The 25,886-nt window shown below is 72.6% G+C and carries 18 protein-coding genes; 13 read left to right on the top strand and 5 right to left on the bottom strand.

Features of this window, described 5'->3' with window-relative positions; genetic code table 11:
- Nucleotides 1-97: 97 nt before the first annotated feature.
- Nucleotides 98-2,653, top strand: coding sequence for a hypothetical protein (locus ID804_RS07840; protein WP_169079702.1), 2,556 nt, complete (start codon nt 98-100; stop codon nt 2,651-2,653).
- 10 nt (nt 2,654-2,663) lie between these two features.
- Nucleotides 2,664-4,757 carry an acyltransferase family protein gene (locus ID804_RS07835; RefSeq protein ID WP_169079704.1) on the top strand — a complete coding sequence of 698 codons (2,094 nt, stop codon included), beginning with the start codon at nt 2,664-2,666 and terminating at the stop codon, nt 4,755-4,757.
- Nucleotides 4,758-4,788: 31 nt separating this feature from the next.
- On the opposite strand, the gene ID804_RS07830 is transcribed toward ID804_RS07835, so the two are convergent.
- From ID804_RS07830 to ID804_RS07820, 3 genes are read right to left on the bottom strand one after another with little or no spacing between them, the layout of a single operon-like run.
- Nucleotides 4,789-6,060, bottom strand: a complete 1,272-nt coding sequence (locus ID804_RS07830; protein ID WP_169079706.1) for an O-antigen ligase family protein — start codon at nt 6,058-6,060, stop codon at nt 4,789-4,791.
- Nucleotides 6,057-7,349, bottom strand: a complete 1,293-nt coding sequence (locus ID804_RS07825; protein WP_169079708.1) for an O-antigen ligase family protein — start codon at nt 7,347-7,349, stop codon at nt 6,057-6,059. The genes ID804_RS07830 and ID804_RS07825 overlap by 4 nt, the downstream gene beginning before the upstream one ends.
- 47 nt (nt 7,350-7,396) lie before the next feature.
- A complete protein-coding gene (locus tag ID804_RS07820) occupies nt 7,397-8,575 on the bottom strand; it encodes an acyl-CoA dehydrogenase family protein (protein WP_169079710.1) in 1,179 nt (392 codons plus the stop codon).
- Between the two features lie 535 nt (nt 8,576-9,110).
- On the opposite strand from ID804_RS07820, the gene ID804_RS07815 reads away from it, so the two are divergent.
- Nucleotides 9,111-9,758, top strand: a complete 648-nt coding sequence (locus tag ID804_RS07815) for a hypothetical protein (RefSeq protein ID WP_169079712.1) — start codon at nt 9,111-9,113, stop codon at nt 9,756-9,758.
- Nucleotides 9,730-9,882 carry a hypothetical protein gene (locus tag ID804_RS07810; RefSeq protein WP_169079714.1) on the top strand — a complete coding sequence of 51 codons (153 nt, stop codon included), beginning with the start codon at nt 9,730-9,732 and terminating at the stop codon, nt 9,880-9,882. Before ID804_RS07815 ends, ID804_RS07810 begins: the two co-directional genes overlap by 29 nt.
- Here the strand turns inward: ID804_RS07810 and ID804_RS07805 are convergent.
- Nucleotides 9,879-12,215, bottom strand: a complete 2,337-nt coding sequence (locus ID804_RS07805) for a fibronectin type III domain-containing protein (protein ID WP_169079716.1) — start codon at nt 12,213-12,215, stop codon at nt 9,879-9,881. The two genes, ID804_RS07810 and ID804_RS07805, sit on opposite strands and share 4 nt — an antisense overlap.
- A 122-nt stretch (nt 12,216-12,337) precedes the next feature.
- On the opposite strand from ID804_RS07805, the gene manA reads away from it, so the two are divergent.
- The 6 genes from manA to ID804_RS07775 all read left to right on the top strand — a co-directional run bounded on the left by manA (nt 12,338) and on the right by ID804_RS07775 (nt 21,609).
- Nucleotides 12,338-13,492 (top strand): mannose-6-phosphate isomerase, class I, encoded by a 1,155-nt coding sequence (gene manA / locus ID804_RS07800; protein WP_169079718.1) that lies wholly within the window; start codon nt 12,338-12,340, stop codon nt 13,490-13,492.
- Between the two features lie 136 nt (nt 13,493-13,628).
- Nucleotides 13,629-15,734, top strand: a complete 2,106-nt coding sequence (locus ID804_RS07795; RefSeq protein WP_169079720.1) for a serine hydrolase — start codon at nt 13,629-13,631, stop codon at nt 15,732-15,734.
- 32 nt (nt 15,735-15,766) lie between these two features.
- On the top strand, nt 15,767-16,729 hold the full coding sequence (gene galE / locus ID804_RS07790) for a UDP-glucose 4-epimerase GalE (protein ID WP_169079722.1): 963 nt from the start codon (nt 15,767-15,769) through the stop codon (nt 16,727-16,729).
- A 225-nt stretch (nt 16,730-16,954) separates the two neighbouring features.
- Nucleotides 16,955-17,272: a WhiB family transcriptional regulator gene (locus ID804_RS07785; protein ID WP_169079724.1), complete on the top strand. Its 318-nt coding sequence runs from the start codon at nt 16,955-16,957 to the stop codon at nt 17,270-17,272.
- Between the two features lie 67 nt (nt 17,273-17,339).
- Complete coding sequence (locus ID804_RS07780; protein WP_169079726.1) at nt 17,340-20,234, top strand: glycosyltransferase; 2,895 nt, start codon at nt 17,340-17,342, stop codon at nt 20,232-20,234.
- Nucleotides 20,227-21,609 (top strand): DUF5719 family protein, encoded by a 1,383-nt coding sequence (locus tag ID804_RS07775; protein WP_169079728.1) that lies wholly within the window; start codon nt 20,227-20,229, stop codon nt 21,607-21,609. Before ID804_RS07780 ends, ID804_RS07775 begins: the two co-directional genes overlap by 8 nt.
- Nucleotides 21,610-21,636: 27 nt before the next feature.
- Here the strand turns inward: ID804_RS07775 and ID804_RS07770 are convergent, their stop codons facing one another.
- Complete coding sequence (locus tag ID804_RS07770; protein ID WP_169079730.1) at nt 21,637-22,095, bottom strand: metallopeptidase family protein; 459 nt, start codon at nt 22,093-22,095, stop codon at nt 21,637-21,639.
- 34 nt (nt 22,096-22,129) lie between these two features.
- On the opposite strand from ID804_RS07770, the gene ID804_RS07765 reads away from it, so the two are divergent.
- The 3 genes from ID804_RS07765 to ahcY all read left to right on the top strand — a co-directional run bounded on the left by ID804_RS07765 (nt 22,130) and on the right by ahcY (nt 25,390).
- Nucleotides 22,130-22,342 carry a DUF3499 family protein gene (locus ID804_RS07765; RefSeq protein ID WP_211161161.1) on the top strand — a complete coding sequence of 71 codons (213 nt, stop codon included), beginning with the start codon at nt 22,130-22,132 and terminating at the stop codon, nt 22,340-22,342.
- 49 nt (nt 22,343-22,391) lie between these two features.
- Nucleotides 22,392-23,807, top strand: a complete 1,416-nt coding sequence (locus tag ID804_RS07760) for a phosphomannomutase/phosphoglucomutase (protein ID WP_169079734.1) — start codon at nt 22,392-22,394, stop codon at nt 23,805-23,807.
- A gap of 77 nt (nt 23,808-23,884) precedes the next feature.
- Nucleotides 23,885-25,390, top strand: coding sequence for an adenosylhomocysteinase (ahcY, locus tag ID804_RS07755; RefSeq protein WP_169079736.1), 1,506 nt, complete (start codon nt 23,885-23,887; stop codon nt 25,388-25,390).
- Nucleotides 25,391-25,886: the final 496 nt, after the last annotated feature.

Raw genomic sequence — 25,886 nt, 5'->3', positions numbered from 1 at the left:
TGCGCACACCGAGCTGCCGTTCCGCGGCGGCGAACCGTACACTCGAAGGGGGTTGTCGAGACGCACCGTGCGCGTGCTCTCGGCGAGAGGGGGACTCGTGATCCGGCAGACCGGCCTGCGCTCGCGCGCGATCGCCATCGTCATCGCGCTCGCAACCGTCCTCGCGGGGCTCACGATCGCGGACGCACCTGCCCCGGCCGTCGCGCTCTCCGGCTCGCAGTTCGACCCCGGATTCATCATCCACGACGCGCAGTTCTACGACTCCGACGCCATGACCGAGGCCGAGATCCAGGCCTTCCTCGCCTCGAAGAGCGGCACCTGCTCCAACACGAACTGCCTCGACGTCTACCGCCAGACGACCACGACGCGCGAGGCGACCACCCGGTGCCTCCGCTACGACGGCGCGGTCAACGAGTCGGCGGCGCGCATCCTCTACAAGGTGCAGCGCGCGTGCGGCATCAGCGCGAAGGCGCTCATGGTGACGCTGCAGAAGGAGCAGAGCCTCATCACGAGCACGGGCCCGAGCGATGCGCGGCTGCGCATCGCGATGGGCTACGGGTGCCCCGACACCGCGCCGTGCGACTCGCTCTACTACGGGTTCTTCAACCAGGTCTACTCGGCGGCATCCCAGTTCCAGCGCTACCGCCTCAGCCCCGGCAGCTTCAAGCACCAGATCGGCGTCGAGTCGATCTACTACCACCCGAACTCCTTCGTCGTGAGCCCGCCGACGTGCGGGTCGCGCACCGTCACGATCCGCAACGCCGCGACCGCGGGCCTCTACAACTACACGCCGTACACGCCGAACGCCGCGGCGCTGTCGAACCTGTACGGCACGGGCGACGCCTGCTCGTCGTACGGCAACCGCAACTTCTGGCGCTTCTACTTCGACTGGTTCGGCGACCCCACTCTGCTGCCCGCCGAGGCGGCGATCGCGGCCGAGTACAGCGCCGAGGGCGGCAGCTCGGGCCCGCTCGGCGCGCCCCTCGCCGCCGACACCTGCACGAGCACCTCGACGGGCTGCCTGCGGCAGTACGCCGGTGGCACGATCTACTGGAGCGCCGCCACCGGCGCCGATGCGGTCATCGGCGCGATCGACACCGCGTACCGCGCGAGCGGCGGGCCCTCGGGCGTGCTCGGCTATCCGTCCTCCGACCTCATCCAGGTGTCGAGCAACCCGAACGGCACCGGCAGCGGTCAGCACTTCCAGAAGGGCACGATCTACCGCAGCGCGGCGGGAGCCTTCCCGGTCGTCGCGGAGGTGCGCGCCGCCTACTGGGCGGCCGGCTCGAACAGCGGTTCGCTCGGCTGGCCGACCGGGGTGCTCTCGTGCGCCGCGGGCGCCTGCACGCAGCCGTTCCAGGGCGGCAGCATCTTCGACGTCGGCACCGTGGCGCACGTCGTGCCGACCGCGAGCGTCGCCGCCTGGGCCTCTGCGGGCGGCGCCTCGATCCTCGGCCTCCCGACGGGGCCCGCCGCGGCGACGGCGGCGAGCGGTGGCGGAACCGTGCAGAGCTTCACGAGGGGCGCGGTCTACGCGAGCCCCGCGGGCGCCTTCGCTGCGAGTGGGCCGATCCACGACGAGTACCTCGAACGGGGCGGACCGGGCGGCGAGCGCGGCTGGCCGACGAGCGACGCGCGGTGCGCGAACGGCGTGTGCTCGCAGCTCTTCCAGTCCGGCGGCATCATCCAGTCGACGCTCGGCACGTTCTCGCTGTCGGCCTCGTACCTCGAGGTGCATCGCGCGAACGGCGGAACGGCCGGCACGCTCGGTCTTCCACGCGGCGACCGCATCCCGCTCCCCGCGCCCGGCGGCGACGGCAACGGGCAGACCTTCGAGCGCGGCACGATCTACGAGGGACCCCTAGGTCCCTTCGCTGTGACGGGCGCCCTGCGGGCTGAGTACACGCAGCACGGGAAGTACAGCGGAGTCCTGGGCTGGCCGACGGCTGAGGCACTGTGCGACGGATCGATCTGCACGCAGCAGTTCCAGGGCGGCGCCGTCCTCACCGGCCCGACCGGCTCGTTCGCCCTGTTGTCGGGCTTCGACGACCTGTACCGTTCGACCGGCGGCGTGGCCGGATCGCTGGGCCTCCCGCGCAGCGAGGTCATCGCTCTGAGCTCGCCGCGCGGCGCGGGCACGGGGCAGACGTTCGAGCGCGGCACGATCTACGCCGGGCCGGCGGGCCCCATCCCCGTCGTGGGGTCGATGCGCTCGGAGTACGGCCGGCAGGGCTCCTACGCAGGCGTTCTCGGGTGGCCGACCGCGGCGGAGTCGTGCGCGGGCGCGGCCTGCGAGCAGGCCTTCCAGGGCGGCACCATCTACCGGTCGGGCACCACCGTCCGCACCGTGCGCAGCGTGCACGACGTCGTGTACCGCGCCCTTGGGGGCCCAGCGGGGGCCTTCGGCCTGCCGGCGGGCGACTTCGTCACGGTCTCGACACCGAACGGCGCAGGCAACGGCCAGCAGTTCCAGCGCGGCACGATCTACGGCAGCGCTGCCGGCGTCTTCCCGGTCTCCGGCGGCATCCGGGCGGCGTACTGGGCTGCGGGGTCGAACGGCGGACGCTACGGCTGGCCGACGTCGAATCCCTCCTGCGCGAGCGGCACGTGCACGCAATCGTTCCAGGGCGGGGTCATCAGAGCCGCACAGTAGACTCGGGCCAGTGGCAGGCACTTCGCAGCAGGAGCGCGCGCGCGACGAGACGATCTCATCGGTCGTCGCTCCGCGCGCCTACCGGCGTCTCGGCTTCCGGCCCGATCTCGAGGGTATGCGCGCCGTCGCCGTGCTGCTCGTGCTCGTCTACCACGCCGGCGTGCCGTTCCTGCCGGGTGGCTATGTGGGCGTCGACGTCTTCTTCGTGCTCTCCGGCTTCCTCATCACGAATCACCTGCTGCACGAGATCTCATCGACCGGGCGCCTGCGGGTCGGAGCGTTCTACGCTCGCCGAGCGCGACGACTGCTCCCCGCATCGCTGGCCGTGATCCTCGCGACGGTGGCGATTGTCGCCGTCTGGGCGCCGCCTCGACTGGCCGACGCGATCCTGGTGGATGCCCGCGCCGCGATCGGCTTCGTGCCGAACTTCCTCTTCGCCATCCGCAACACCGATTACCTCGCCGAGGATGCGACCTCGCCGCTGCTGCACTACTGGTCGCTCGGCGTCGAGGAGCAGTTCTACCTCGCCTGGCCCCTGCTGCTGCTCGTGCTGTGGCGGGTCCTGCGCGGACGCAGCGGCCTCGTCATCGCCGCGGTGCTCGCGCTCACGGTCGTGTCGTTGGCCGTGAGCGTCATCCTCACGAGCATCAGCGAGCCGTGGGCGTACTTCTCGCCCTGGAGTCGCGCCTGGGAGCTCGGCGCGGGCGCCCTGGTGGCGGCCGCTCGCCTGCATGAGCGAGCGTGGCACGCCGCAGTCGCGGGCGCCGCGACGTGGGCGGGCGTGGCGATGATCCTGCTCGCCGCTCTGATCTTCGACGAGACGACCGCGTTCCCGGGTTCGGCCGCGCTGCTGCCCGTGCTGGGCACCGTGCTCGTGATCGCCGCCGCACCGTCGTCGACCTCCTGGGGAGCCGGCGTGGTGCTCGATCGGGCGCCCATGCGGTTCCTCGGTCGCATCTCCTACGTCCTCTACCTCGTGCACTGGCCGGTGCTGATCCTCCCGATCGTGCTGAGCCCGACCGGCAGCCCGCTGCCGCTCGCGCAGTCCCTCCTGCTGGCGGGGGCCGCCATCCCTGTCGCGTGGATACTGCACCGCACGATCGAGCAGCCGATCCTCCGTTCTCCCCGCGTCAGCGCCGCCGGAGCGCGTCGGATCCTCGTCGCCGCGGCGATCGGCGTCTTGGCCGTACTGGCGCTCACGCAGGCGGCGGCCGCGGCGATCGCGGCGAAGCCGCTCGCGACCGATCGCGTCGTCGAGACGCCGGTGCTGCCGGAGGGCGACCCGACACCGGAGACGCTGCCCGTTCCGGGCTTCACCGATGTCGTGCCCGTCAACCTCGAACCGGCGCTCGCGGACGCCGCGAGCGACCTCCCGCGCATCTACGCCGATGGATGCCACCTGGGTCTCGACCGATCCGAGCCCGCGTCGTGCGTCTACGGAGACGTCGACGCCGGTCGAACGATCGTCCTGTTCGGCGATTCGCACGCCGCGCAGTGGTTCCCCGCACTCGAGCAGTTCGCGACGCGGGAGGGCTACCGGCTCGTGAGCCACACGAAATCGAGCTGCCCGCCCTTCGCCGTCGAGATCCTCAACAACGGCGTCGTGGACACCGGTTGCGCTCAGTGGCGCGACGCCGTCGTCTCCGAGCTCGAGGCAGCCCCGCCCGAGCTCGTCGTGCTCTCGGGGTTCGCGCACTACGACGAGTACGGCTCGCCGGAGGTGACCGAGCAGGCCTGGGCCGCGGGCATCGAGGCGGTCGTACCTCGGCTGTCCCGCGGCAGCGAGGTCCTCGTCGTGGACGACACGCCGCGCTTCCCCCGCACGCCGGCCCTGTGCCTCTCGGCCAACATCACGAGCGCCGCGGCGTGCGCGGCCGACCGTGATAGCGCGCTCGACGCGTCATGGATCGCCTCGCAGCGCGCGGCGGTCGAGGCCGCCGGGGGCAGCTCGCTCTCCGTCGCGCCGTGGCTGTGCGACGAGTCGCGGTGCGGTGCGATCATCGGGAACCTGCTCGTCTACCGCGACCAGCACCACATCGCCACGCGCATCGCGACGCTGCTCGAGCCAGTGCTGGCGAGCGCCCTGCTTCCTGACACCTTGTAGGGAGGACGAGCGCCGACTCTCGTCGCCCGGGCTATCGCTTCGGCAGTCGCCCCCGCCACGACCGCTCGCGCGCCGCGACGAGTGCACAGACCACGAAGAGCATGAAGCCGCCCTCGACGAGCAGGTAGCTCTCGGTCATCCCGGTCGTCGCGAGCAGCACGAGCACGAGCGCCGGCCACACGTGCACGGTCGAGCGCCGCTCGGTCGCGACCAGCCAGGCGCGCACGAAGGCGAGGCCGACGGCGACGACGAGCAGGCCGAGCCCGATGAAGCCGAGCTGCAGGGTCACGTCGACGTAGGCGTTGAGCGCGGAGTCGGGCTGCCTGCCCACGGCGTCGCGCACGACGATGAAGGGGTAGCGCTCGTCGTTCCAGGCGCCGAGCCAGCCCCAGCCCTGGGCGGGGTACTGGCCGATGAACTTCTCCAGGTCGGCCCACACGCTCGTGCGGATCGTCGCATCCGCCGTCGCGCCGGCGAGCGCGAGCACCTGCTGGCGGAAGATCCAGACGAGCCCCGCGGCGACGACCGCCGAGATGAGCAGAATGCTCTGCACCGCGCCGCGCGCCGGCTCCCGCAGGCGCCGCAGCAGCACGAGCACGAGCCCGGCCGCGATGACGGCCGCGAGCACGAGCCCCGAGACGGGGGAGCGCGCGAACAGGATCGTCGCCCCCGCGAGCGCGAGCGAGGCGTACGACAGCCCGCGCGGCACCGAGCGGGTGCGGTACTCGATCCAGAAGCTCAGCGCGGCGAGCGCGGCAAGGAAGGCCAGGTAGTTGCGCGTGCCGGCGAGGCCCTGGATGGGGCCGCCCTGCGCGAGGTTGCCCGCGATGCTGAGGAAGGTCAGCGGCGTGTCGATGAGCACCCCGCTCAGCACCTCGAGCGCGAGCGAGACGCCGAGCACGAACCGCAGGGCGGTGCCGACGGCGCGCACGATCTGGATCGTGTCGCGCACGAGCGCGACGTAGAGCCCGAGGAAGGCGAACGCGAGCGTGTAGGCGATGCCCGCGACGGTCGCCGAGGCGTACTGGCTCCAGACGGCGCTGACGACCATGAATCCGACGAGGGCGAGCAGTGAGATCGGCAGCACGCCCTGCCACTCGACGCGCTCCGGCTGGCTCGCGAGCGACAGCGCGGCGAGCGCGACGAGCCCGGCGAGCACGGCGAGGGAGCCCGGCCAGCCGATGAGCGCCCGCAGCGCGTGCAGCGTTAGCGCGACGGCGATCGTCACCTCGGTCAGCGTCTGCGTGAACCGCGGCGACGCGGTGATCGCGCGCAGCGCCGCCCAGCGGGCCGTCGGGCTCATCGTCCGATCCCGGCGAGCGCGCGCCCGTGCGTGCGGCTCGCGACGGCGAGCCAGACGAGCAGCAGCCAACCCGCCTCGATGAGCAAGCGCGACTCGGCGAGGCTCTGCACGAGCAGCACGGTGCCGAGCAGCGCCGGCAGCAGGCGAAGCGCGGGTGAGTCGGCGACATCGCCGAGCGGAGCATCCACCGCCCACGGCACGGTGCGCAGCAGCGTCGAGGTGACGAGCACGAGGAAGACCGCGAGACCCACGACCCCCAGCTGCAGCCACACGTCGAGCCACGCGTTGTGGGCCTGCAGGTACTCGACCCCCTTGATGAGCGCGAGGCCGTCGAAGGGCTCCACCCACGGCGCCCAGTAGCTGACCCAGCCCCAGCCGAACCACGGCCGTTCGAGGGCGAGCTCGGTGACCGAGGCCCAGATGTCGACGCGGTTGGTGAGGTCGCCCGAGCGTCCGAGCAGGCCGAGCACGGCATCCCGGACGACGATGAGGACCACGGCGGCACCGGCCACGCCGGCGGCGCTCGCCGCGTACAGGCGGATGCGCGCGCGCGTGCCGAGACGGCGCGCGACCAGCAGGATGCCGAGCACGATCGCGGCGCCCGCCGCGGCGACGACCATCGTCGACGAGCCGGCGAGCAGGAAGCTCAGCACGGCCGCGCCCAGCCACCCCCACCCGGCGGCCTGGCCGACCCGGTGATCGACGAGCTGGATGGCGAACACGATGATCGCGAGCAGCGCGGCGAACCCCAGCAGGTTCGCGTTGCCGACGATGCCCTGGATGCGCCCGCCGTCGAAGACCTCGAAGAGCTCCGCGCGCGACCAGTAGAAGGCGCGCGGCACCTCGCCCTCGTACGCCACCCATAGCGGTAGCACCGGCTGCCGGACGATCGCCGCGACGGCGAGCTCGAACAGCAGCGACAGGCCGATGATCCAGCGCAGGGCGACGCCGAGGGCGCGCAGCACCTGCTCGAGCGTGAGGGTGCGCGCGAGCGTCACGCCGACGACCGCCGTGAGGGCGGTGAGGGTGGCGCCGATCGCCGTCTCGAGACGGTACTGCGACCAGAGGATGCTCGTGGCGGCGAGCCCCACGAAGAGCGCGAGCGCGATCGGCACGCCGCGCCACGACAGTCGCTCGCGCACGGCGAGCGCGATCCACAGGGCGACGAGCACGGCGGCGATCGCGCCCCAGCCGTACCAGCTCAGCAGGTAGCGCCAGAAGTCGCCGGCGAGGGCCGTGAAGAGGGTCGCGGCGGCGAGCGCGACGCGGCGCTCGCGGAGCCAGGACATGTCGGCAAGCCTACCGGCGAGGTGGGTCGCCGGTGCCGGCCCGAGCGTCACACGAACGCGCCGACCCCCGTGATCGCGCGGCCGACGATGAGGCTGTTCATCTCGCGCGTGCCCTCGTAGCTGTACAGCGCCTCGGCGTCGGCGAAGAAGCGCGCCACGTCGTAGTCGAGCACGATGCCGTTGCCGCCGAGCGCCTCGCGGCACATCGCGACGGTCTGCCGCATCGCCGTCGTCGCGTACGCCTTCGCCATCGAGGCGTGCTCGTCACGCTGCGTGCCCGCGTCCTGCATCTGCGACACGCGCGTGCACATCGCGATCGACGCCGTGATGTTCATGAGGCTGCGGCTCAGCAGATCCTGCACGAGCTGGTGGTGCGCGATCGTCTTGCCGAACTGCACGCGCTCCGTCGTGTAGGCCACGGCTGCCTCGTAGGCGCCGATCGCCGTGCCGACCGCGGCCCAGGCGACGTCGGCGCGCGTCAGCCGCAGCACTGCCGCGGTGTCGCGGAACGAGTTCGCCTTCTCGAGCTTGAGCGCAGCATCCACGCGCACGTCCTCGAGGGTGATGTCGGCGTTCTGCACGATGCGCAGCGACTGCTTGCGCTCGATCTTCGTCGCCGTGTAGCCGGGGGTCGAGGTCGGCACGATGAAGCCCTTCACCTGGCCGTCCTCCGTCGACTTCGCCCAGATGATCGTGATGTCGCTAAAGGTCGCGTTGCCGATCCAGCGCTTGGAGCCGTTGAGCACCCAGCCGTCTCCGTCGGGCGTCGCCGTCGTGCGCAGGCCCTGCGCGGCGTCGCTGCCCGAGAGCGGCTCGGTGAGCCCGAACGCGCCGATGACCTCGCCGCTCGCGAGCTTCGGCAGCCACTCGGCCTTCTGCTCGGCCGAGCCGTTGACGCCGATCGACCCCATCGCGAGGCCGTTCTGCACGCCGACGTAGGTGGCGATGCTCGCGTCGATGCGCGCGAGCTCGAGCGCCGCCCAGCCGCCGTAGAGCGCCGAGTACTCGCCCGTACGCGTCTCCTCCCACAGCTGCCCGAAGATCGGCAGCCGGTGCAGCCCCGGCAGGATCTCGTGCGGGAAGGTCGCGGCCTCCCACGCCTCATTCACGAGCGGGCGGATGCTCTGCTCGGCGTGCTCGCGGAGGGCCACGAGCGCCTCGCGCTCGTGGTCGGCGAGATCGGCCTCGAAGCCGAGGAAGTCGCTGGCGAGGGTGGGGAAGGTCATGCTGCCTCCGGGCTCAGGTCGCGGGGTCGTCCGGCGCGATGCGCCGTCGTGGCTCAGCGTAGGATCCTCCGCCCGGCGACCGGGCCCGGTTTGTGTGCCCCTGGGCAGTCGTGGCATCGGATGCTGCGCACCCTTGTTGGCCGAGCACAGCGGATCCGTTGCGCAATCGTCATCGATGATGACTCACCATTGCGCGCGGAGGCCATAGATTCGCGCCATGACTCGTCCGCCGCGATCCTGCGCTCCGCTCCTCATCGTCGCCGCCCTGCTGCTGAGCGCCTGCGCCTCGCCCGGTCCCGCGGCGCCGTAGGCGGCCCCCGCGTCGTCGCCTCCGGCGAGCCCAGCGCCGAGCCCGTCGATGTCCGCGCTCCCGGCTGGTGCGTCGCAGGTGCCGCTGCAGTGCGCGGATCTCGCGCCGGCGGTCCTCCTGGCAGACGGGCTCACGGTTGCCCCCGAACGGGAGTTCTTCCTGTCGAGTGCGTCTCTCGTGAACGGAGGGCTCCTGTCGTGTGACTTCGACGCAGGGGAGGGCGGCGTGTCGCTCCTCGTCCACGTGCTCGCGGACGTCGCACCGAGCTGGGTCGAGGGCTTCGTCGCCCCCACGGTGAGCGACGGCATCGTCGAGGCGCGCTACTGCTTCGACGACATCGAGCTCGCGAGGCACTGCGGCGTGCGACTCGGACTCGAGCACTACGGTGCCGAGATCTTCTTCAACGCCGACACCCCGGGGGCCATCGCCCCGGTCATCGACGAGGCCGTCGCCAGCATCGGAGGTGCGCTCGCGGCGCTCCCGGAACCGTCCGTCCCGTCCGAGTCACCGGGTGGTCCGCTGAGCCTCCCCGCGTCGTGCGCCGACATCGACCTTGCCAGCTCGCCCGCTGCTGGCGAGCTTCCCGGGCTGGCTCGCGACTCGATGGAGGTCGGGTGGGACGACGCTCCGCACCTCGTGCTGATCGCACTCCAGCGGTCAGGGGGCGTGACCTGCGAATGGGGGGATCTGCTGGCGAGAGGCGCCTGGGAGGGTCGCCTCGTGGTCGACGTCGTGCCCGCGGCCGCGTGGGCGCTCTCGCGCCTCCCGGGCGGCGTCGAGATCGCGGTGCCGGGTGCGGATCGAGCGCACCTCCTCCCGTTCCGAGACGAGACAGGATGGGGATGTGCAGCTCGTCGTCGTGGTCGGCGATGATGTGCTGGGCATCAGCTTCGACGACCCGGAGAGCGTCGGTGCCGCCGACCCCGACGTCACCGCCGAGGCGGTCATGATCGCGAGCTCGGTCGTGCAGACCCTGACGTCGGGCGCACCGCGCTAGTTCGGTGTCGTGACCTGGATGCTCGTGGAGGGCGAGGTGCCGTAGGCGTTCCGCGCGAAGACCTTGAAGTCGAAGGTCACACCGGGCGTCGGGTTCACGAACGCGAAATCGAGGCGGGAGGGACTCACGCCGTCCGCGATCGTCGTCCAGGTCGTCGACGTCGACCGCTTGAACTGCAGCACGTAGTCGGTGATGGGGCCTGCGCCCTGGTTCTCCGGCGGAGCCCAGGAGAACCCGAGAGAACTGGCCGTGTTGGCCGTCACGGCGAGAGCGGTCGGCGAGCCCGGCTTCTTGACGAGCGTTGTCACGCGCACCGTCGTCGACGTGCCGGTGCCGTACGCGTTGCGCGGGAACACCTTGAAGTCGAAGGTCGTCCCGCCGGCCGGGTTGCTGAAGGTGAAGCTGCGGCGCGTGCTGCTGACGCCATCGGCGAGGGTCGTCCACGTGGTCGAGGTCGACCGCTTGTACTGAAGCACGTAGTCCGTGATGGGCCCGGCCCCCGTTCTGGTCGGAGGTTCCCACGCGAAGGTGAGCGCTGAGTAGGTGTTCGCCGCGACGGCGAGGGCGGCGACAGGCCCGGGCGTCTTCGGCGGAGTGGTCACGCGCACCGATGCCGACGGACCGGTGCCGTAGGCGTTGCGCGCGAAGACCTTGACGTCGAAGGTCGCGTTCGCGCTCGGGTTGACGAACGCGAAGGAGGTCGTCGTGCTCACGCCGTCGGCCACGGTGGTCCACGTCGTCGAGGTCGACCGCTTGTACTGCAGCACGTAGTCCGTCACCGGCCCGGCCCCGACGCTCGCGGGGGAGCTCCAGCCGAACGCCAGCCTCTGGCTCGTGTTGGCCGTCACGGTGAGCCCCGTGGGCGCCGAGGGCGCGGGGCTCGGCACGGTCGCGTTGGTCGATGCAGCGGCGCCAAGGCCAGCGGCGTTGCGCGCCTGCACGGCGAACTCGAAGTTCGCCCCGACGCTCGGGCCGTAGAAGGTGTACGAGGTCTCGGTGCTGACGCCGTCGGCGACCGTAGTCCACGCGGTCGTCCCCACGCGGCGGTACTCGAGCGCGTAGTCGGTGATCTCGCCGCCGCCCGCGTCGGCCGGAGCCTCCCAGGCCAGCGTGAGCACGGCGCCGTCGTTGGCGGTGACCGCGAGCGACTGCGGAGCGCTGGGCGGCGCGATGCCGATGAGCGAGGCGAACTGCAGGTTCAGCAACCGGTTCGGGCTGCCCGTACCCGCCGACGTCACGGTGCCCGTCATCGCACCGCTGATGATGCGCGAGGACACGGTGCTGCCGAGCTGCGTCGGATCGAGCGACCACACGAGGGCGGCCGCTCCTGCGACGAGCGGGGTCGCCATCGAGGTGCCCGACATGATCGTCGAGCCCGAGCCCGTGTCCGTCAGCGACCGGATCCCGACGCCCGGGGCGAAGAGGTCGACGCACGAGCCGAAGTTCGAGAACCCGGCTCGAGCATCCGCCGCGTCGACGGCGGCGACGGTGAGGGCAGCGGCGGCGCGAGCCGGCGACTCGCCGCACGCATCGTCACCCACCTGGTCGGTGCCCCCGTTGCCGGCGGCTGCCGCGACCACGAACCCTTCGGCCACGAGCGTGTTGACGGCCTGGTCGAGGATCGGCGAGACCGCGCCCGCGATGCTGAGGTTGATGACGCCCGGCGTTCCCGCGGGGTGCGTGCCGGCGATCCAGTCGAGGCCGTCGAGCACGTCGCTCAGCGATGCCGGGCCGCTGCAGCCGAAGACGCGCACCGGCACGATCGTGGCGAGCTTGGCGACGCCGTAGGTCGAGCTCGCGGCGAGTCCGGCGACGTGCGAGCCGTGACCGTCGCAGTCCGCAGTGCCGAGGCCGTCGGCCACGGTCGTGAAGCCGGCGGCGAGTCGCGCGCCGAGGTCGGGGTGCGGCGACACTCCCGTGTCGACGATGTAGACGCGCACGCCGTTGCCAGCGCTCGCCGGGTACTCGAATCGCGAGTCGACCGGTGGCTCCGCCTGATCGAGCCGAGACAGGTGCCAAGGAGCACCCGATTGCGTGTCGGCGAGCTCGATGGGGATGTCGGCGTGCAGGGTCACGCCCGGCACCGCGTCGAGCGATCGCGCCTGCGCGCCGGTCAGGTCGGCGACGAAACCTTCGGCGACCTCGCTCAGCACCTCGTCGCGCGCCGGTGCCTCGATCCCGAGCGCCGCCAGCGTCGCGGCGCCCAGGGGTGCGTCGGTCTCGACGATCCACGAGCGCTCGTCCGCGGCGGCCACCGCGGCCCCCGCCGCTGGCGCACTCGTCGTCGCCATGATGATCGCTGTCGTCAGCGCGATGAACGCAGCCCCTGCCATCGAACCCCCCCGAGTCGGCTCTAGAGTAGGGCGGTGCCGCTCGCCCGGGCGAGGCCCCAGACCTGGGGGGTGTTCGTTCTGCGATCGGCGCTCATGCTCGCTCCTGATCCGTGAGGAACTCCGTGCTCGTCCGACTCACGAACGACCCGCGTCCGTACGCGTGGGGTGAGGTGGGGGCGATCTCGCGATTGTTCGGCAGAGACGCCTCCGGGTCGCCGGAGGCGGAGCTGTGGTTGGGCACGCACGCGGGCTCGCCGGCGCGCATCGTCGACGATGGTGCTCCTGGCCGCGACCTGGCGCGGTGGGCGAGCGAGACGCTGCCTGAAGGTCGCCTGCCGTTCCTGCTCAAGGTGCTCGCCGCGGGCGAGCCGCTCTCATTGCAGGTGCACCCCTCGCCCAAGCAGGCGCGCGACGGCTTCGAGCGAGAGTCGGCCGCGGGCATCCCCGTCGACGCGCCGCATCGCAGCTACCGCGACCCGTTTGCGAAGCCCGAGCTGCTCATGGCCCTCAGCGACCCGTTCGTCGCGCTCGCCGGATTCCGTCCCGCGCAGGAGTCGGCGGCCGACCTCGCCTCGCTCGAGGACACCCGCCTGCGCCCGCTGCTGGACCGTCTCACCGACGACGACGCCCTGAAGCCGACGGTCGCATGGCTCATCGCCGGGGGTCACGAGGTGAGCGGTGTCGTCGCGGCGCTCGGGGAGGCGGCTGGATCGCAGGCGAGTGCCGAAGCGCCCCCGTGGCTCCGCTCGCTCGCGCTCGTGTCGGCGCACTATCCGGGAGACTCCGGGGTCGCCGTCGCGACGCTGCTGCACACGGTCGTCCTGCGACCGGGAGAGGCTCTGTTCCTCCCCGCAGGCAACCTGCACGCCTACCTCAGCGGGCTCGGCATCGAGATCATGGGAGCGAGCGACAACGTGCTGCGCTGCGGTCTCACACCGAAGCACATCGATGCCGACGAGCTGCTCCGCGTGCTCGATGCCCGGAGCATGCCGGCTCCGATCCTCGCGCCCTCGCGCCCGGCTCCCGGCGTGACGCTCTTCTCACCGCCGGTCGAGGAGTTCCAGCTCGTCTCGGTCGACCGCGGAGCCGCGGTCGACGGCCTCGCCATCGGAAGCGAGGGGCCCACCCTCGTCCTGTGCCTCGAGGGTTCCGTGCAGCTGCCGGACGGCTCCACGCTCGCGCGGGGCGAGGCGGTGCTCTCGGACGACGGGCCGCTCGTCGTCCGCGGTGACGGTCGCCTCGTGGCGGCGCGTCGGGGGATCGCGAACACGGTCTGAGGGCGGGGCGCTGACCGCGGGCCGATCGTGAGCTATCCTGCGCAGGACGACACCGGGGGGAGACGTCATGGGGGATGTCCGGGCTCGAGCCCACGCGATCACGGCGATCGCGACCGCGCTGATGATGATCGTTCCGGTGTCAGCCGCGCACGCCGCGGTCGCACCGAGCAGCAGCGCCGAGCCGAGCGCCTCGGCGAGTGCGACGCCCTCGCCCGAGCCGTCGTCGAGCGACGAGCCCGTGCCCAGCGAGGAGCCGGCGCCCACTGAGCCGCCCGCGCCGAGCGAGGAGCCCGCGCCGAGCGAGGAGCCCGCGCCGAGCGAGCCGCCCGCGCCGTCGACGGTTCCGGCGCCGAGCCCGAGCCAGGAGCCGGAGCAGACAGACGCCGACGCGCCCTTCGCCGTCGCCGCTGTCGATCGGCTCGCGGGCACGGATCAGATCGGCACGGCCGTCGCCGCCAGTCAGGCGACCTACCCTGTGGGGGTCGGCACGGTGTTCGTCGGCAACATCGGCATGTTCGCGGATGCGCTGTCGGCCGGTGCCGCAGCCCACCATGTCGGCGGCGCCCTGCTGTGGACGACCGCGTCCGCGCTCGACCCTCGAGTCGCGTCCGAGATCACGCGCCTCGAACCGGATCAGGTCGTGCTGCTGGGCGGCGCGACGGGCGTGAGCGCCAGCGTGGAGTCGTCGATCTCCGCACTCGGATTCCCCGTGAGGCGAGTGGCAGGAGCAGATCGGTACGCGACCTCGCGCGCGATCGTCGCCGAATCGTACGCCTCTGCCACGAGCGCCGTCCTGGTCTCCGGTCGGGTGCAGTCCGATACGCTCGCCGCCTCCGCCGCGGCCGCGGAGCTCGGCGCTCCCGTCATCGCGATCGACTCCGCGCTCGCTGCCGTCGACCCTGCGACGATCGCGCTGCTCCGCGCGCTCGGAGTCACGAGCGTGCACATGGTGGGCACCGCCACGGCGCTGCCGAGCCGGCTCGATTCGTCCTTGACCGGCGCGGGATTCACCGTGGTGCGGTCGAGCGGCGCCGATCATGCCGCGGTCTCCGTCGCGATCGCGAAACGCGTCTTCCCGTCGCCGGCTGCCGTCGCGCTCTCGTCGAAGAACGGGTTCGCCGGCGCGCTCGCCTCCATCTCCTACGTCGCCGCTCTGGGTGCTCCGCTCTACTTCGCAGAGCCGACGTGCGTCGCGCCCTCCGTCGCGCAGGATGCCGGCGGAAGACTCTCCGGGGCGACGGTCACCCTCGTCGGCGAACGGGCCGTGGTGGGCGATCCCGTGGCCGCCCTGACCGTCTGCTTCGACATCGCGGCCGACAAGCGCATCCTGTCGCAGAAGCTCACGACGGCGATCACCCGACTTCCCGGTGTGCACTCCGTGACCGTGCAGGTGCTCGAGGGTCACGAGCGATCGGTCGCGATCGGGGGAACGACGCTCCGAGAGCCCGCGAGCGTCATCAAGCTGTTCGCTGCCTACGTCGCCCTCATGCGAGTCGACCAGGGAAGCCTCAGCCTGAGCACGAAGACGCGATCCGGGGTGAGCGTCGGCGAGTGCATCCGCGTCATGATCCAGGCGTCGGACAACCTCTGCCACGGCGATCTGCTCGCCCTCCTCGGCCAGAACTCCATCAACCGGCAGCTCTACCTCTCGGGGTTCCGCAGCACGTGGTACGTCGGCTACGACGGGCAGGGCATCTATCGCTCGGCGAAGCGCACGACGACGAACGACGTCAACCGACTCCTCGTCCTGCTCTACAAGCGCCAGCTGCTGCAGCCCGCCTCGACCGATCTGCTGCTCAAGCACCTGGACGACCAGCTGTGGCGATCCCGTATCCCCTCCGGCGTCGAGCACGGCGTCAAGGTCTCGAACAAGGTCGGCGAGCTGTGGGTGTCGACGGGCATGGTGCAGGCCGACGCGGGCATCGTCTTCGCCGAGGGCGAGCCGTTCGCGATCACCATCATCGGCGAGCGCAACTCGACTCGCGAGGCCATCCGCTCCCTCGCGCAGGTGGCGTTCGAGCACCTCGAGCACCCGATCGACGTGCGAGGCAATTTCTCGGACTACAACCTCGTGACCGCCGCGCCGACCGCGATGTACTCCGGCCTCGGCACGGGCTACCTCGGCACCCTTCCGGCGCGGATCGCGCTGCGCATGGAGGTCAGCAACCGGGTCTGGTACCGCGTCTGGTACAACGGCCGTTACTTCTTCGTCCGTCACTCCAGCACGGTGCCGGTGTACTGAGCTGCGTCCGCGACGGCCACTAGCCTGGTCGCATGACCTGGCTGGTGACCGGCGGCGCCGGATACATCGGCGCGCACGTCGTGCGTGCCCTCCTCGACGCGGGCCTCGAGGCCGTCGTGCTCGACGACCTCTCGAGCGGGCACGAGCGGTTCGTGCCCGAGGGGGTCCCGTTCGTGCGGGCGAGCATCCTCGACGCCGCCACGGTCGACCGCGCGATCGTCGAGAACGGCGTCACGGGCGTCATCCACGTCGCGGGCTTCAAGTACGCGGGCGTGAGCGTCCAGCGGCCGCTGCACACGTACGAGCAGAACGTCACGGGCATGATCACGCTCCTCGAGGCGATGCAGCGCCACGGTGTCGACCGCTGCGTGTTCTCGAGCTCCGCGGCCGTCTACGGCGCCGTCGACATCGACCTCGTCACCGAGGGCACCCCGAAGGCCCCCGCGAGCCCCTACGGCGAGTCGAAGCTCATCGGCGAGTGGCTGCTCGCCGACCAGGAGGTCGCCGCGGGGCTGCGCCACACGAGCCTGCGCTACTTCAACGTCGTCGGCTCCGGCGACCCCGCCGTGTTCGACACGAGTCCGCACAACCTCTTCCCGCTGGTGTTCGAGGCCCTCATCGAGGGCCGCGCGCCGCGCATTAACGGCACCGACTACCCGACGCCCGACGGCACGTGCGTGCGCGACTACATCCACGTCGCCGACCTCGCGCTCGCCCACGTCGCCGCTGCGCGCCGCCTCGACGCGGGCGAGCCCCTCGAGCGCTCGTACAACCTCGGCTCGGGCGACGGCGTCTCCGTGCGCCAGATCATGGATGCGATGGCCGCCGAGACCGGCATCGCCTTCGATCCCGAGGTGGGGCCCCGGCGTCCCGGGGATCCGCCGCGCATCGTGGCGAGCGGCGAGCTCGCGGCGCGCGACCTCGAGTGGCGCATGCGGCACTCGCTCGCCGAGATGGTGCGCTCGGCGTGGGAGGCGCGGCGAGCATCCGCCTGACGGTCGCTCGAGGGGGGACAGAACCAGCTGTCCCCCGAACGGGGACTGGTGGAAGCGCTTCCAGCGCACCGCCTCCGTAACCGTTCCGTCGGCGCGTCGCAACTCTGAACCCGAGGTCGACCCTTTTACGATTCGCGACTTGACGCGGCGGAATCACACGAGTGTAATTAGGGGCATCCCGGCGGCAGGCAGGGGAGCAGCCACCCGGGGGAAGGAGCGTCACGGATGAGCGAGTACCGCAACACGGTTCCCGAGAACTGGTTCGTCGACCCCGTCCGCCTCGGCGTTCCCGGGGTGCGCAAGCCGCGACTCGTCGAGGATGACGACGCGCTCGCCTGGCAGGCCGACGCGCTGTGCGCGCAGACCGACCCCGAGGCGTTCTTCCCCGAGAAGGGCGGCTCGACGCGCGACGCCAAGAAGATCTGCACCTCGTGCGAGGTGCGCGGCGAGTGCCTCGACTACGCGCTCAAGAACGACGAGCGCTTCGGCATCTGGGGCGGCCTCTCCGAGCGCGAGCGCCGCAAGCTCCGCCGCCGCGCCTGACGCCCCGCCTGACCGCCGCCGCGCGTGTCTGCCGAACCGAGCCCGAGCGGCACGTAGGCTCGGGCCGATGCAAGCCCGAGTGACCGCGGTGCTCGTCGCCCGTCGCGGGGGCGAGCCGCTGCGACAGACGCTGAGCGCCCTCGCCGAGCAGTCCCGTCGGCCCGACCGCTTCGTCGTCGTCGACGCCGCGGGGGATGCCGCGACGACGGCCGCGCTCATGGAGCTCGCTCCGACGCACGCCGTCACCGCGCCCACGTCGACCGCCTTCGGCGATGGCGTGGCCCGCGCCGTCGCGGCCCTGCCGCCGCACGAGGTCACGGAGTCGCCCTACGGCGGCGTCGAGGAGTGGCTGTGGCTGCTGCGCGACGACGCGACGCCCGACTCCCGGGCGCTCGAGCGTCTGCTGGGCGCCGTCGAGATCGCCCCCTCGGTCGCGATCGCGGGCCCGAAGCAGATGGTTGCCGCGCGACCGACCGTCATCGCCGAGTACGGCGAGACCCTGACGCGCTCCGGCGCGACGGTCGCGATCGCCGAGCGCGAGCTCGACCAGGCGCAGCACGACCGCCTGCAGGACGTGCTGGCGATGGGTGAGGCGGGCCTGCTCGTGCGCCGCGCCGTCTGGGAGGCGCTCGGCGGGACGGACCCCGCACTGCCGACCGTCGACGCCGCGCTCGACCTGTGCGTGCGCGCCCGGCTCGCCGGGCACCGCGTCGTCGGCGTGCCGCTCGCGCGCGTGTTCGTGCACGGTTCGACCGCGCAGTGGCACCGCCCCGGGGTGGCGCCGCGCACCGTCGCGCGCTGGCGCCGCACCGCTCAGCTGCATCGCCGCCTCGTCTACGCACCGGCGGCACTCGTGCCGCTGCACTGGCTCGCCCTCGTGCCGCTCGCAGTGATGCGCGCGCTCGGTCACCTGCTCGGCAAGCGCCCGGCGCTCGCCCCGGGCGAGCTCGTCGCGGCGCTCGCCGTGGCGTTCTCCGGCGCCGCCGTCCCGGCCGCCCGTCGTCGTCTCGCCCGGGGCCGCTCGGTCGGGTGGGCGGCGATCGACGCGCTGCGCATGCGACCCGATGAGGTGCGCCGCCGCCGGGCCATCGCGCGCGACGCGCAGCTCGGCGCGGGGGAGGCCGACGCCCGGCCGCGCCCCGACTTCTTCCCCGGCGGCGCGCTCGTCGTGCTGGGCCTCGGCCTGATCGGCGCGGCGCTCATGGCGCCCCTGGTCACGGCACCGGCGCTCGCGGGTGGTGCGCTCGGCCCCCTCGCCACGGATGCCCCGACGCTCTGGCAGGGCGTGCTCGCCACGAGCGCCGCCCCGCCCGACCCCTTCGCCTTCGTGCTGGCCGCCCTCGGGTCGCTGACGTTCTGGCAGCCCTCGCTCGCGATCGTGATCCTCTGGATCACCGCCCCCGCGCTGGCGGGCCTCGGCGCCTGGTGGGCGACCGCGAGCCTCGTCGAACGGCGTGGCCCAGCTGCGGCGGTCGCCGTCGTCTACGCCCTCTCGCCGGCGCTGGCCGTGTCGCTCGTCGACGCGCGGCTGCCGGCGCTCGTCGCGCTGCTCGCGGCGCCGTGGCTCGTCGCCGCCGCCGCGCGCGCGCCGCGATCGTGGAGCGCGACCGCGGCCGCGGGGCTCCTCGCGGCGGTGACCGTCGCATCCGCCCCCTCGCTGCTGCCGGCGCTCGTCGTCACCTGGGCGGCGTGGATGCTCGCCCGCCCGCGCCGCGCCGTGCGACTGCTGACGCTCGCCGTGCCGACGGTCGCCCTGCTCGCGCCCCTCGCGATCGCTCAGGTGCTGCGGGGCACCCCGCTCGGGCTGCTCGCCGATCCCGGCCGCCCGGCGCAGCCGGCGCCGGCGAGCCCGACCGGCATCGTGCTCGGCTGGCCCGACCTCGGGCGCGTGATCGAGCCGGTGGCGGCGCTGCTGCCGGCCGACGTCGCGCCCGCGCTCATCCCGGTCGTGCTCGCGGCGCTCGCCGCCCCGCTCGCCGTGCTCGTGCTGGCCTCCCTGGGGCTGCGCGAGGGCCGCCGCGCGATCGTGCCCCTCGTGCTCGCCGCCAGCGGACTGCTGACCGCGGTGCTCGTGTCGAACGTCGCCGTCGCCACCGCGGAGGGCGTCGCGGTGCGCCTCGACACCGCTCCCGCGCTCGGCCTCTACTGGCTCGGGCTCGCGCTCGCCGCCGGGCTCGCGCTCGACGGCCTGCGCCGCGCAGCCGTCGTGCCGGCGCTCGCGGTCGTGGTCGCGGCCGCGCTCGCCGTCGCTCCGGCGCTCGCCGCGCTGCCGCTGGGCACGGCGACGGTGCGGCCGGCTCCCGATCGCGGGCTCCCGGCGATCGTCGCGGCCGCTGCGGCCGACGAGCCGGGCATCGCCACGCTCGTGCTCACGCCGCTCGAGGAGGGCATCGCCGCCCGCCTCGAACGCGGCTCAGGGGCAGCGCTCATCGACGAGCGCACCGTCCTGCGCACCGCCGGCCTCGGTGTTCCGGCGAGCACGGGCGGCGCGGGCCTCGGCGGACCCACCGCCGACCAGCTCGCTCCCGACCTGGCCGCCTCCGATCTCGCTGACCTCGCCGTCACTCTCGCCGTGCCGAGCGGCGCCGACGCCGCCCCCCTGCTCGAGTCGGCAGACGTGCGGTTCGTGCTGCTCGCCGAGCGGTCGCGCACGACCGGCTCCGAGGCTCCCGCGGCTGTCCGCGCCGCCATCACGGCGTCCCTCGACGCCGACCCGCTCCTCGTGCCCGTCGGCGACACGGATGCCGGCCTGCTGTGGCGCGTCGTCGCCGACGACGAGACCCCGGCCGCGATCGCGGCGCGCCCCGCGACCGCGTGGCCGTTCCTCGCGGCGCAGCTCGGCATCCTCGCCCTGACGCTGCTGCTCGCGGTGCCGACGGGGCGCCGCCCCCGGCGGGTGCGGGCCGAGCACGGCACGATCGACGACCCGGCGACGACGTTCGCGGAGGACGACGATGACTGACCGCTCCCGCGCCATCGGGCGCCGCACGGGTCTGCTCCTGGCGGGGGCGGCGGGCGCCGCCGCGCTCCTCGCGACGGCCCTGCTCGTGCCCGGCCCGGTCGTCGTGGCGACGCCGCAGGGCGTCGAGGTGACGCCCGTCCGGGCGGCGCAGCAGCTCGTCTGCGGAGGACCCGTGCTGGGCCTGTCGCGCGGCGAGAACCCCGAGCTCATCGCGGTGGGCGAGCCCGATCGGCGCGTCGCCGGCGAGGGGCTCGTCGAGGGTGCCCTGGTCGAGAGCGACGCGGTCGACGGCGGCGCCGCCGTGGTCGAGCTGCCCGCGGAGGCCCCGAGCGACGACGTCGCGGCGACCGAGCGCCAGGCGCTCGACGAGGCGGAGCTCGGCGGGCTCGCGGTCGCCGAGTGCCTGCCGCCCGCCCCGACGGCCTGGCTCGTCGGCGGCAGCACGACGACGGGCCGCTCGAGCACCGTCGTGCTCAGCAACCCCGGGGTCGTCGCGGCGACCGTCGATCTCGCGGTGTGGGGCACCGACGGCGCGCGCGAGACTCCCGGCACGAACGGCATCATCGTCGAGCCGGGCGAGCAGCGCCTCATCCCGCTCGCCGGCATCGCACCCGACGAGGCCTCGCCCGTCGTGCGCGTGTCGAGTCGCGGCGGTGCCGTCGCCGCGACCCTGCAGCAGTCGACGATCGTCGGCCTCGAGCCCGCGGGTCTCGACGTCGTCACGCCCGTGACGGCGCCCGCCGAGCGCGTCGTCATCCCGGCGGCCCCGATCGCCGACGCGCAGGCGCTCGCCGAGGCCACGGCGAGCTTCGGCGCAGTCGACTTCGCCCCCGTGCTGCGGGTGCTCGCGCCCGGTGACGAGGGCGCGGAGATCACCGTGAGCATCCTGCCCGAGGCGGGCGGCGAGGGGGCGGCATTGACGGCGAGCATCGATGCGGGTGCGGTCGTCGACCTGGCCCTGAGCGAGCTCGCCGACGGCGAGTACAGCATCATCGTCGACGCCACCGCGCCGATCGTGGCCGCGGCGCGCACGTCGGTCGCCGCGGCCGACGGCGTCGACACCGCCTGGTTCAGCGCGGCACCCGCGCTCGCGGAGACCGACGGCGACATCCTCGCCGCCATCGCACCGGGCTCGGGCGCGACCCTGCACCTCGTCGCCCCCGACGAGGGCGCGACCGTCACGATCGACGGGCAGACTGTCGAGGTGCCCGCCCGCTCGCGCACGAGCCTGCCCGTGCCGGGGGGCTCGGCGCCCGTGCTCACCGTGAGCGGAGGGGTGCACGCGAGCGTCACCTATCGCACGGATGCGGGGCTCGCCTCTTCGCGCATCCTGCCGCCGGTCGCCGCCCCGCGCCCCATCACCGTCTACCCGTAGCGCGCGGCGCAGAGCCGCGCGGGCTCGCTACCAGTGCCGGAAGCGGTCGGGCGCGAGATCCCACGGGTCCTTGCCGATGAGCTCGCCGACGGCGCGGAAGACGCATGACTCGACCATGAGCCGACGGTGCCAGTCGTCCTCCTTGTGCAGGCGGCTCATGCGCTCGATGGGGATGCGGTACAGCACGACGAGCTTCAGCTGCGGCAGCACCCGCCACCGGGCGACGCCGTTGACGCTCGGCGGCTGATCGGGCATCGGCAGCACCTCGATGCGCAGGTCGGCGAGCTCGTCGGGCCAGAGATCCTGCAGGTAGTCGGCGGTCGCCTGCACGGTCGCCTCGAACTGGTCGAGGCGCGTGTGCACGAGCGGCAGGTCGGGGCCGGTCACGGGGGAGCGGCCGTCTCGACCGTGCCGGGCCCGCGAGCGAGCGCTCGGCAGCGCCGGCGGGCTCGCGTACGAGCGCGGGCGACGCGAGGCGAACGGCATGGGCCAAGCCTATGCCCGCCCTATGCTGTGGATGATGAGCTCTCGAGGGTGCAGCAAGGTCGCGTGCGGCGAGGCCGCCGTGGCGACCCTGACGTACGTCTACGCCGACTCGATGGCCGTGCTCGGGCCCCTCAGCGCCCGGCCCGAGCCGCACAGCTACGACCTGTGCGAGCGGCACTCCGAGCGCCTGTCGGCGCCGCAGGGCTGGCAGGTCGTGCGCTACTCGGCGCTCGGCGAGGTCGGCTGACCCGCACTGACGGCCCGGCGGTGCCCGGCCGCGCCGGTACGGTGGAGGCGTGACCTCCGCACCCGATCTCAGCGCGTTCATCAAGGCCTACGACGTCCGGGGGCTCGTCGGCTCCCAGCTCACCGACGAGGTGGTCGAGGCGCTCGGCGCGGGCTTCGTCGACGAGATCGGCGCGGCCGGCATCGAGGTCATGGTCGGGCACGACATGCGCGACTCCTCGCCGCGCTTCGTGGCCGCCTTCGCCCGGGGAGCCCAGGCGCGCGGCGCCCACGTCGTCAACCTCGGGCTGTGTTCGACCGACGAGTCGTACTTCGCCTCCGGCCGCTTCGACGCCCCCGCCGCGATGTTCACGGCGAGCCACAACCCCGCGACCTACAACGGCATCAAGTTCTCGCGCGCGGGCGCGCAGGGCATCAGCCTCGCCACCGGACTCGCGGGCATCCGCGACCGCGCGCAGGCCTACCTCGAGGCCGGTTCCATCCCGGCCGTCGCGGAGCCGGGCGGCTACACCGAGCGCGACGTGCTCGCCGATTACGCCGCCTACCTGCGCTCGCTCGTCGACCTCTCGGCCATCCGCCCGCTGCGGGTGGTCGTCGACGCCGGCAACGGCATGGGAGGGATGACCGTGCCAGCGGTCCTCGGCAACGCAGCCGGCCTGCCCGCGCTCCCCATCGAGGTCATCCCGCTCTACTTCGAGCTCGACGGCACCTTCCCGAACCACGAGGCCAACCCGCTCGAGCCGGCGAACCTCGTCGACCTGCAGCGCGCCGTCGTCGAGCACGGCGCTGACCTGGGGCTCGCCTTCGACGGCGACGCCGACCGCTGCTTCGTCGTCGACGAGCTCGGGCAGCCCGTCACGCCGAGCGCCGTGGCCGCGATCGTGGCGCAGCGCGAGATCGAGCGCGTGCGCGCCGCCGGCGAGACCGGCGACATCCACGTCATCCACAACCTCATCACCTCGCGCATCGTGCCCGAGACGATCGAGGCGGCGGGCGCCATCGCCGTGCGCACGCACGTCGGCCACTCGCTCATCAAGGACCGCATGCGCGAGACGGGCGCCATCTTCGGCGGCGAGCACTCGGCGCACTACTACTTCCGCGACTTCTGGGGCGCCGATAACGGGATGCTTGCGGCGATGCACCTGCTGTCGCAGTTCGGCGCGTTCGACGGCCCGCTCTCGGCTCTCGCCGCGCGCTACACCCCGTACGCCGCGAGCGGCGAGATCAACTCCACGGTGTCGGATGTGCCCGCGGCCTACACGCGCATCGTTGAGGCCTTCGCCGGTCGCGCCGAGACCGACGAGCTCGACGGCCTCACCTTCACGGGCAGCGTCGAGGCCGGCTGGTTCTGGTTCAACGTGCGCCCCTCGAACACCGAGCCGCTGCTGCGCCTCAACGCCGAGGCGCAGACGCCCGAGGTCATGGCGGCGATCCGCGACGAGGTGCTCGCGCTGATCCGCGCGTAGCGCGCTCCGCGCTACGCCAGCCGCATCGCTCGGCTCGCGCCCAGCGCCCACGCGCCGCGGCCTGCGAGAATGGCCGCATGGCCATCGAGACCGGCGCGCCCGTGAGCGCCCCCGCATCCCCCTTCGCCGTCGACGAGCGCAACGGCGTGCAGTTCAAGGTCCGCGACCTCGCGCTCGCCGAGGCCGGGCGCCACCAGCTGCGCCTCGCCGAGCACGAGATGCCGGGCCTCATGGCCCTGCGCGAGGAGTTCGGGCCGCACCAGCCGCTCAAGGGCGCGCGCATCGCCGGCTCGCTGCACATGACGGTGCAGACGGCGGTGCTCATCGAGACCCTGCGGGCGCTCGGCGCGGAGGTGCGCTGGGCGAGCTGCAACATCTTCTCGACGCAGGACGAGGCCGCGGCCGCGGTCGTCGTCGGCGCCACGGGCACGCCCGAGAAGCCCGAGGGCACGCCCGTATTCGCCTGGAAGGGCGAGACGCTCGAGGAGTACTGGTGGGCCACCCAGCAGATCTTCGACTGGTCCTCCACCGGTCACGACGGCCCGACGATGATCCTCGACGACGGCGGCGACGCCACCCTCCTGGTGCACAAGGGCACCGAGTTCGAGGCGGCGGGCGCGGTGCCGGATGCCCAGCCCGGCGACAGCGCGGAGTGGCGCGTCATCCTCGACGTGCTCCGGGCATCCCTCGCCAGCGACCCGCAGCGCTACACGCGCATCGGCCAGGGCATCCTCGGCGTCACGGAGGAGACCACGACGGGCGTGCACCGCCTCTACGAGCTGCACCGCGACGGTAAGCTCCTCTTCCCGGCGATCAACGTCAACGACTCGGTGACGAAGTCGAAGTTCGACAACAAGTACGGAATCCGCCACTCGCTGCCCGACGGCCTCAACCGTGCGACCGACGTGCTCATGGGCGGCAAGACCGTCTTCGTGTGCGGCTACGGCGACGTGGGCAAGGGCAGCGCGGATGCTCTGCGCGGCCAGGGCGCGCGGGTGATCGTCTCCGAGATCGACCCCATCAACGCGCTGCAAGCGGCCATGGATGGCTTCCAGGTCGCGCGGCTCGACGACGTCATCGACCAGATCGACATCCTCGTGACGGCGACCGGCAACGAGTCGGTCGTGACGGTCGAGCACCTCCAGCGCCTCAAGCACCTCGCGATCGTGGCGAACGTCGGCCACTTCGACAACGAGATCGACATGGCGGGCCTCGAGTCGCTGCCGGGGGCCGAGAAGATCGAGATCAAACCGCAGGTGCACGAGTGGCGCCTGCCGAACGGCCGCTCGATCCTCGTGCTGAGCGAGGGGCGCCTCATGAACCTCGGCAACGCGACGGGCCACCCGAGCTTCGTCATGAGCGCCTCGTTCACCAACCAGGTGCTCGCGCAGCTCGAGCTGCACACGAACCGCGATGCCTACCCGCTCGGCGTGCACGTGCTGCCGAAGGCGCTCGACGAGAAGGTGGCGCGCCTGCACCTCGAGGCGCTCGGCGTGAAGCTGACCGAGCTCACGCCGCGCCAGGCCGCCTACATCGGCGTCGAGGTCGCCGGCCCCTACAAGGTCGACCACTACCGCTACTGAGACGCTGCCCGCCCGACGACCCGGGTGGCGGATACGGGCCCGGTGCGAGCGCGCCGGGCCCGTTCTCGTCTCGACGCGGGCCGGCCGGCGCAACCCCCTGGAGGGGGAACGCGGCGCGACACGCCCGAGGCGACTCCGATTTGGCGGATGCCCTGCTCGCCCGTAATGTATCTACTCGTTGCCCCAAGCGGGCGGGAGAGCGAGAAGCCTCCCGGGCCCCAAGCGGAAACAGACCCCCTCCACCTCAGCCAGAACGGCTCGCCGTTCCGATGCGCGGGGGAGCGGGAAGCGGATCACCTCCGCGACGATGACTCTCTCGGGAGCGCCGGCGCAGGTGGCCGGAAGGAAGGCCCTGTGGCGAGCGCTGCGAAGCGCGAGGTCAGGTGCGCCCGATCCTTGAGAACTCAACAGCGTGCACTAAGTCAATGCCAAATTATCCTCGTCGGTCGACGTTTGTCGGCCGGTTGAGATTCCTTTGGATTGAAATCGAATGTCA

This window comes from Microcella alkalica, assembly GCF_014595885.1.
GTDB lineage: Bacteria > Actinomycetota > Actinomycetes > Actinomycetales > Microbacteriaceae > Microcella > Microcella alkaliphila_B.
Note: the sequence above shows the minus strand (reverse complement) of the source record. Positions and strands in the feature narration are given on the sequence as shown.

What these genes read in the sequence shown, in the direction of transcription:
- ID804_RS07830 (WP_169079706.1), bottom strand. Translation starts at nt 6,060, where the DNA reads ATGAGCCCGACGGCCCGCTGGGCGGCGCTGCGCGCGATCACCGCGTCG.
- ID804_RS07825 (WP_169079708.1), bottom strand. Translation starts at nt 7,349, where the DNA reads ATGTCCTGGCTCCGCGAGCGCCGCGTCGCGCTCGCCGCCGCGACCCTC.
- ID804_RS07820 (WP_169079710.1), bottom strand. Translation starts at nt 8,575, where the DNA reads ATGACCTTCCCCACCCTCGCCAGCGACTTCCTCGGCTTCGAGGCCGAT.
- ID804_RS07805 (WP_169079716.1), bottom strand. Translation starts at nt 12,215, where the DNA reads ATGGCAGGGGCTGCGTTCATCGCGCTGACGACAGCGATCATCATGGCG.
- galE (WP_169079722.1), top strand. Translation starts at nt 15,767, where the DNA reads ATGACCTGGCTGGTGACCGGCGGCGCCGGATACATCGGCGCGCACGTC.
- ID804_RS07785 (WP_169079724.1), top strand. Translation starts at nt 16,955, where the DNA reads ATGAGCGAGTACCGCAACACGGTTCCCGAGAACTGGTTCGTCGACCCC.
- ID804_RS07780 (WP_169079726.1), top strand. Translation starts at nt 17,340, where the DNA reads ATGCAAGCCCGAGTGACCGCGGTGCTCGTCGCCCGTCGCGGGGGCGAG.
- ID804_RS07775 (WP_169079728.1), top strand. Translation starts at nt 20,227, where the DNA reads ATGACTGACCGCTCCCGCGCCATCGGGCGCCGCACGGGTCTGCTCCTG.
- ID804_RS07770 (WP_169079730.1), bottom strand. Translation starts at nt 22,095, where the DNA reads ATGCCGTTCGCCTCGCGTCGCCCGCGCTCGTACGCGAGCCCGCCGGCG.
- ID804_RS07765 (WP_211161161.1), top strand. Translation starts at nt 22,130, where the DNA reads ATGAGCTCTCGAGGGTGCAGCAAGGTCGCGTGCGGCGAGGCCGCCGTG.
- ahcY (WP_169079736.1), top strand. Translation starts at nt 23,885, where the DNA reads ATGGCCATCGAGACCGGCGCGCCCGTGAGCGCCCCCGCATCCCCCTTC.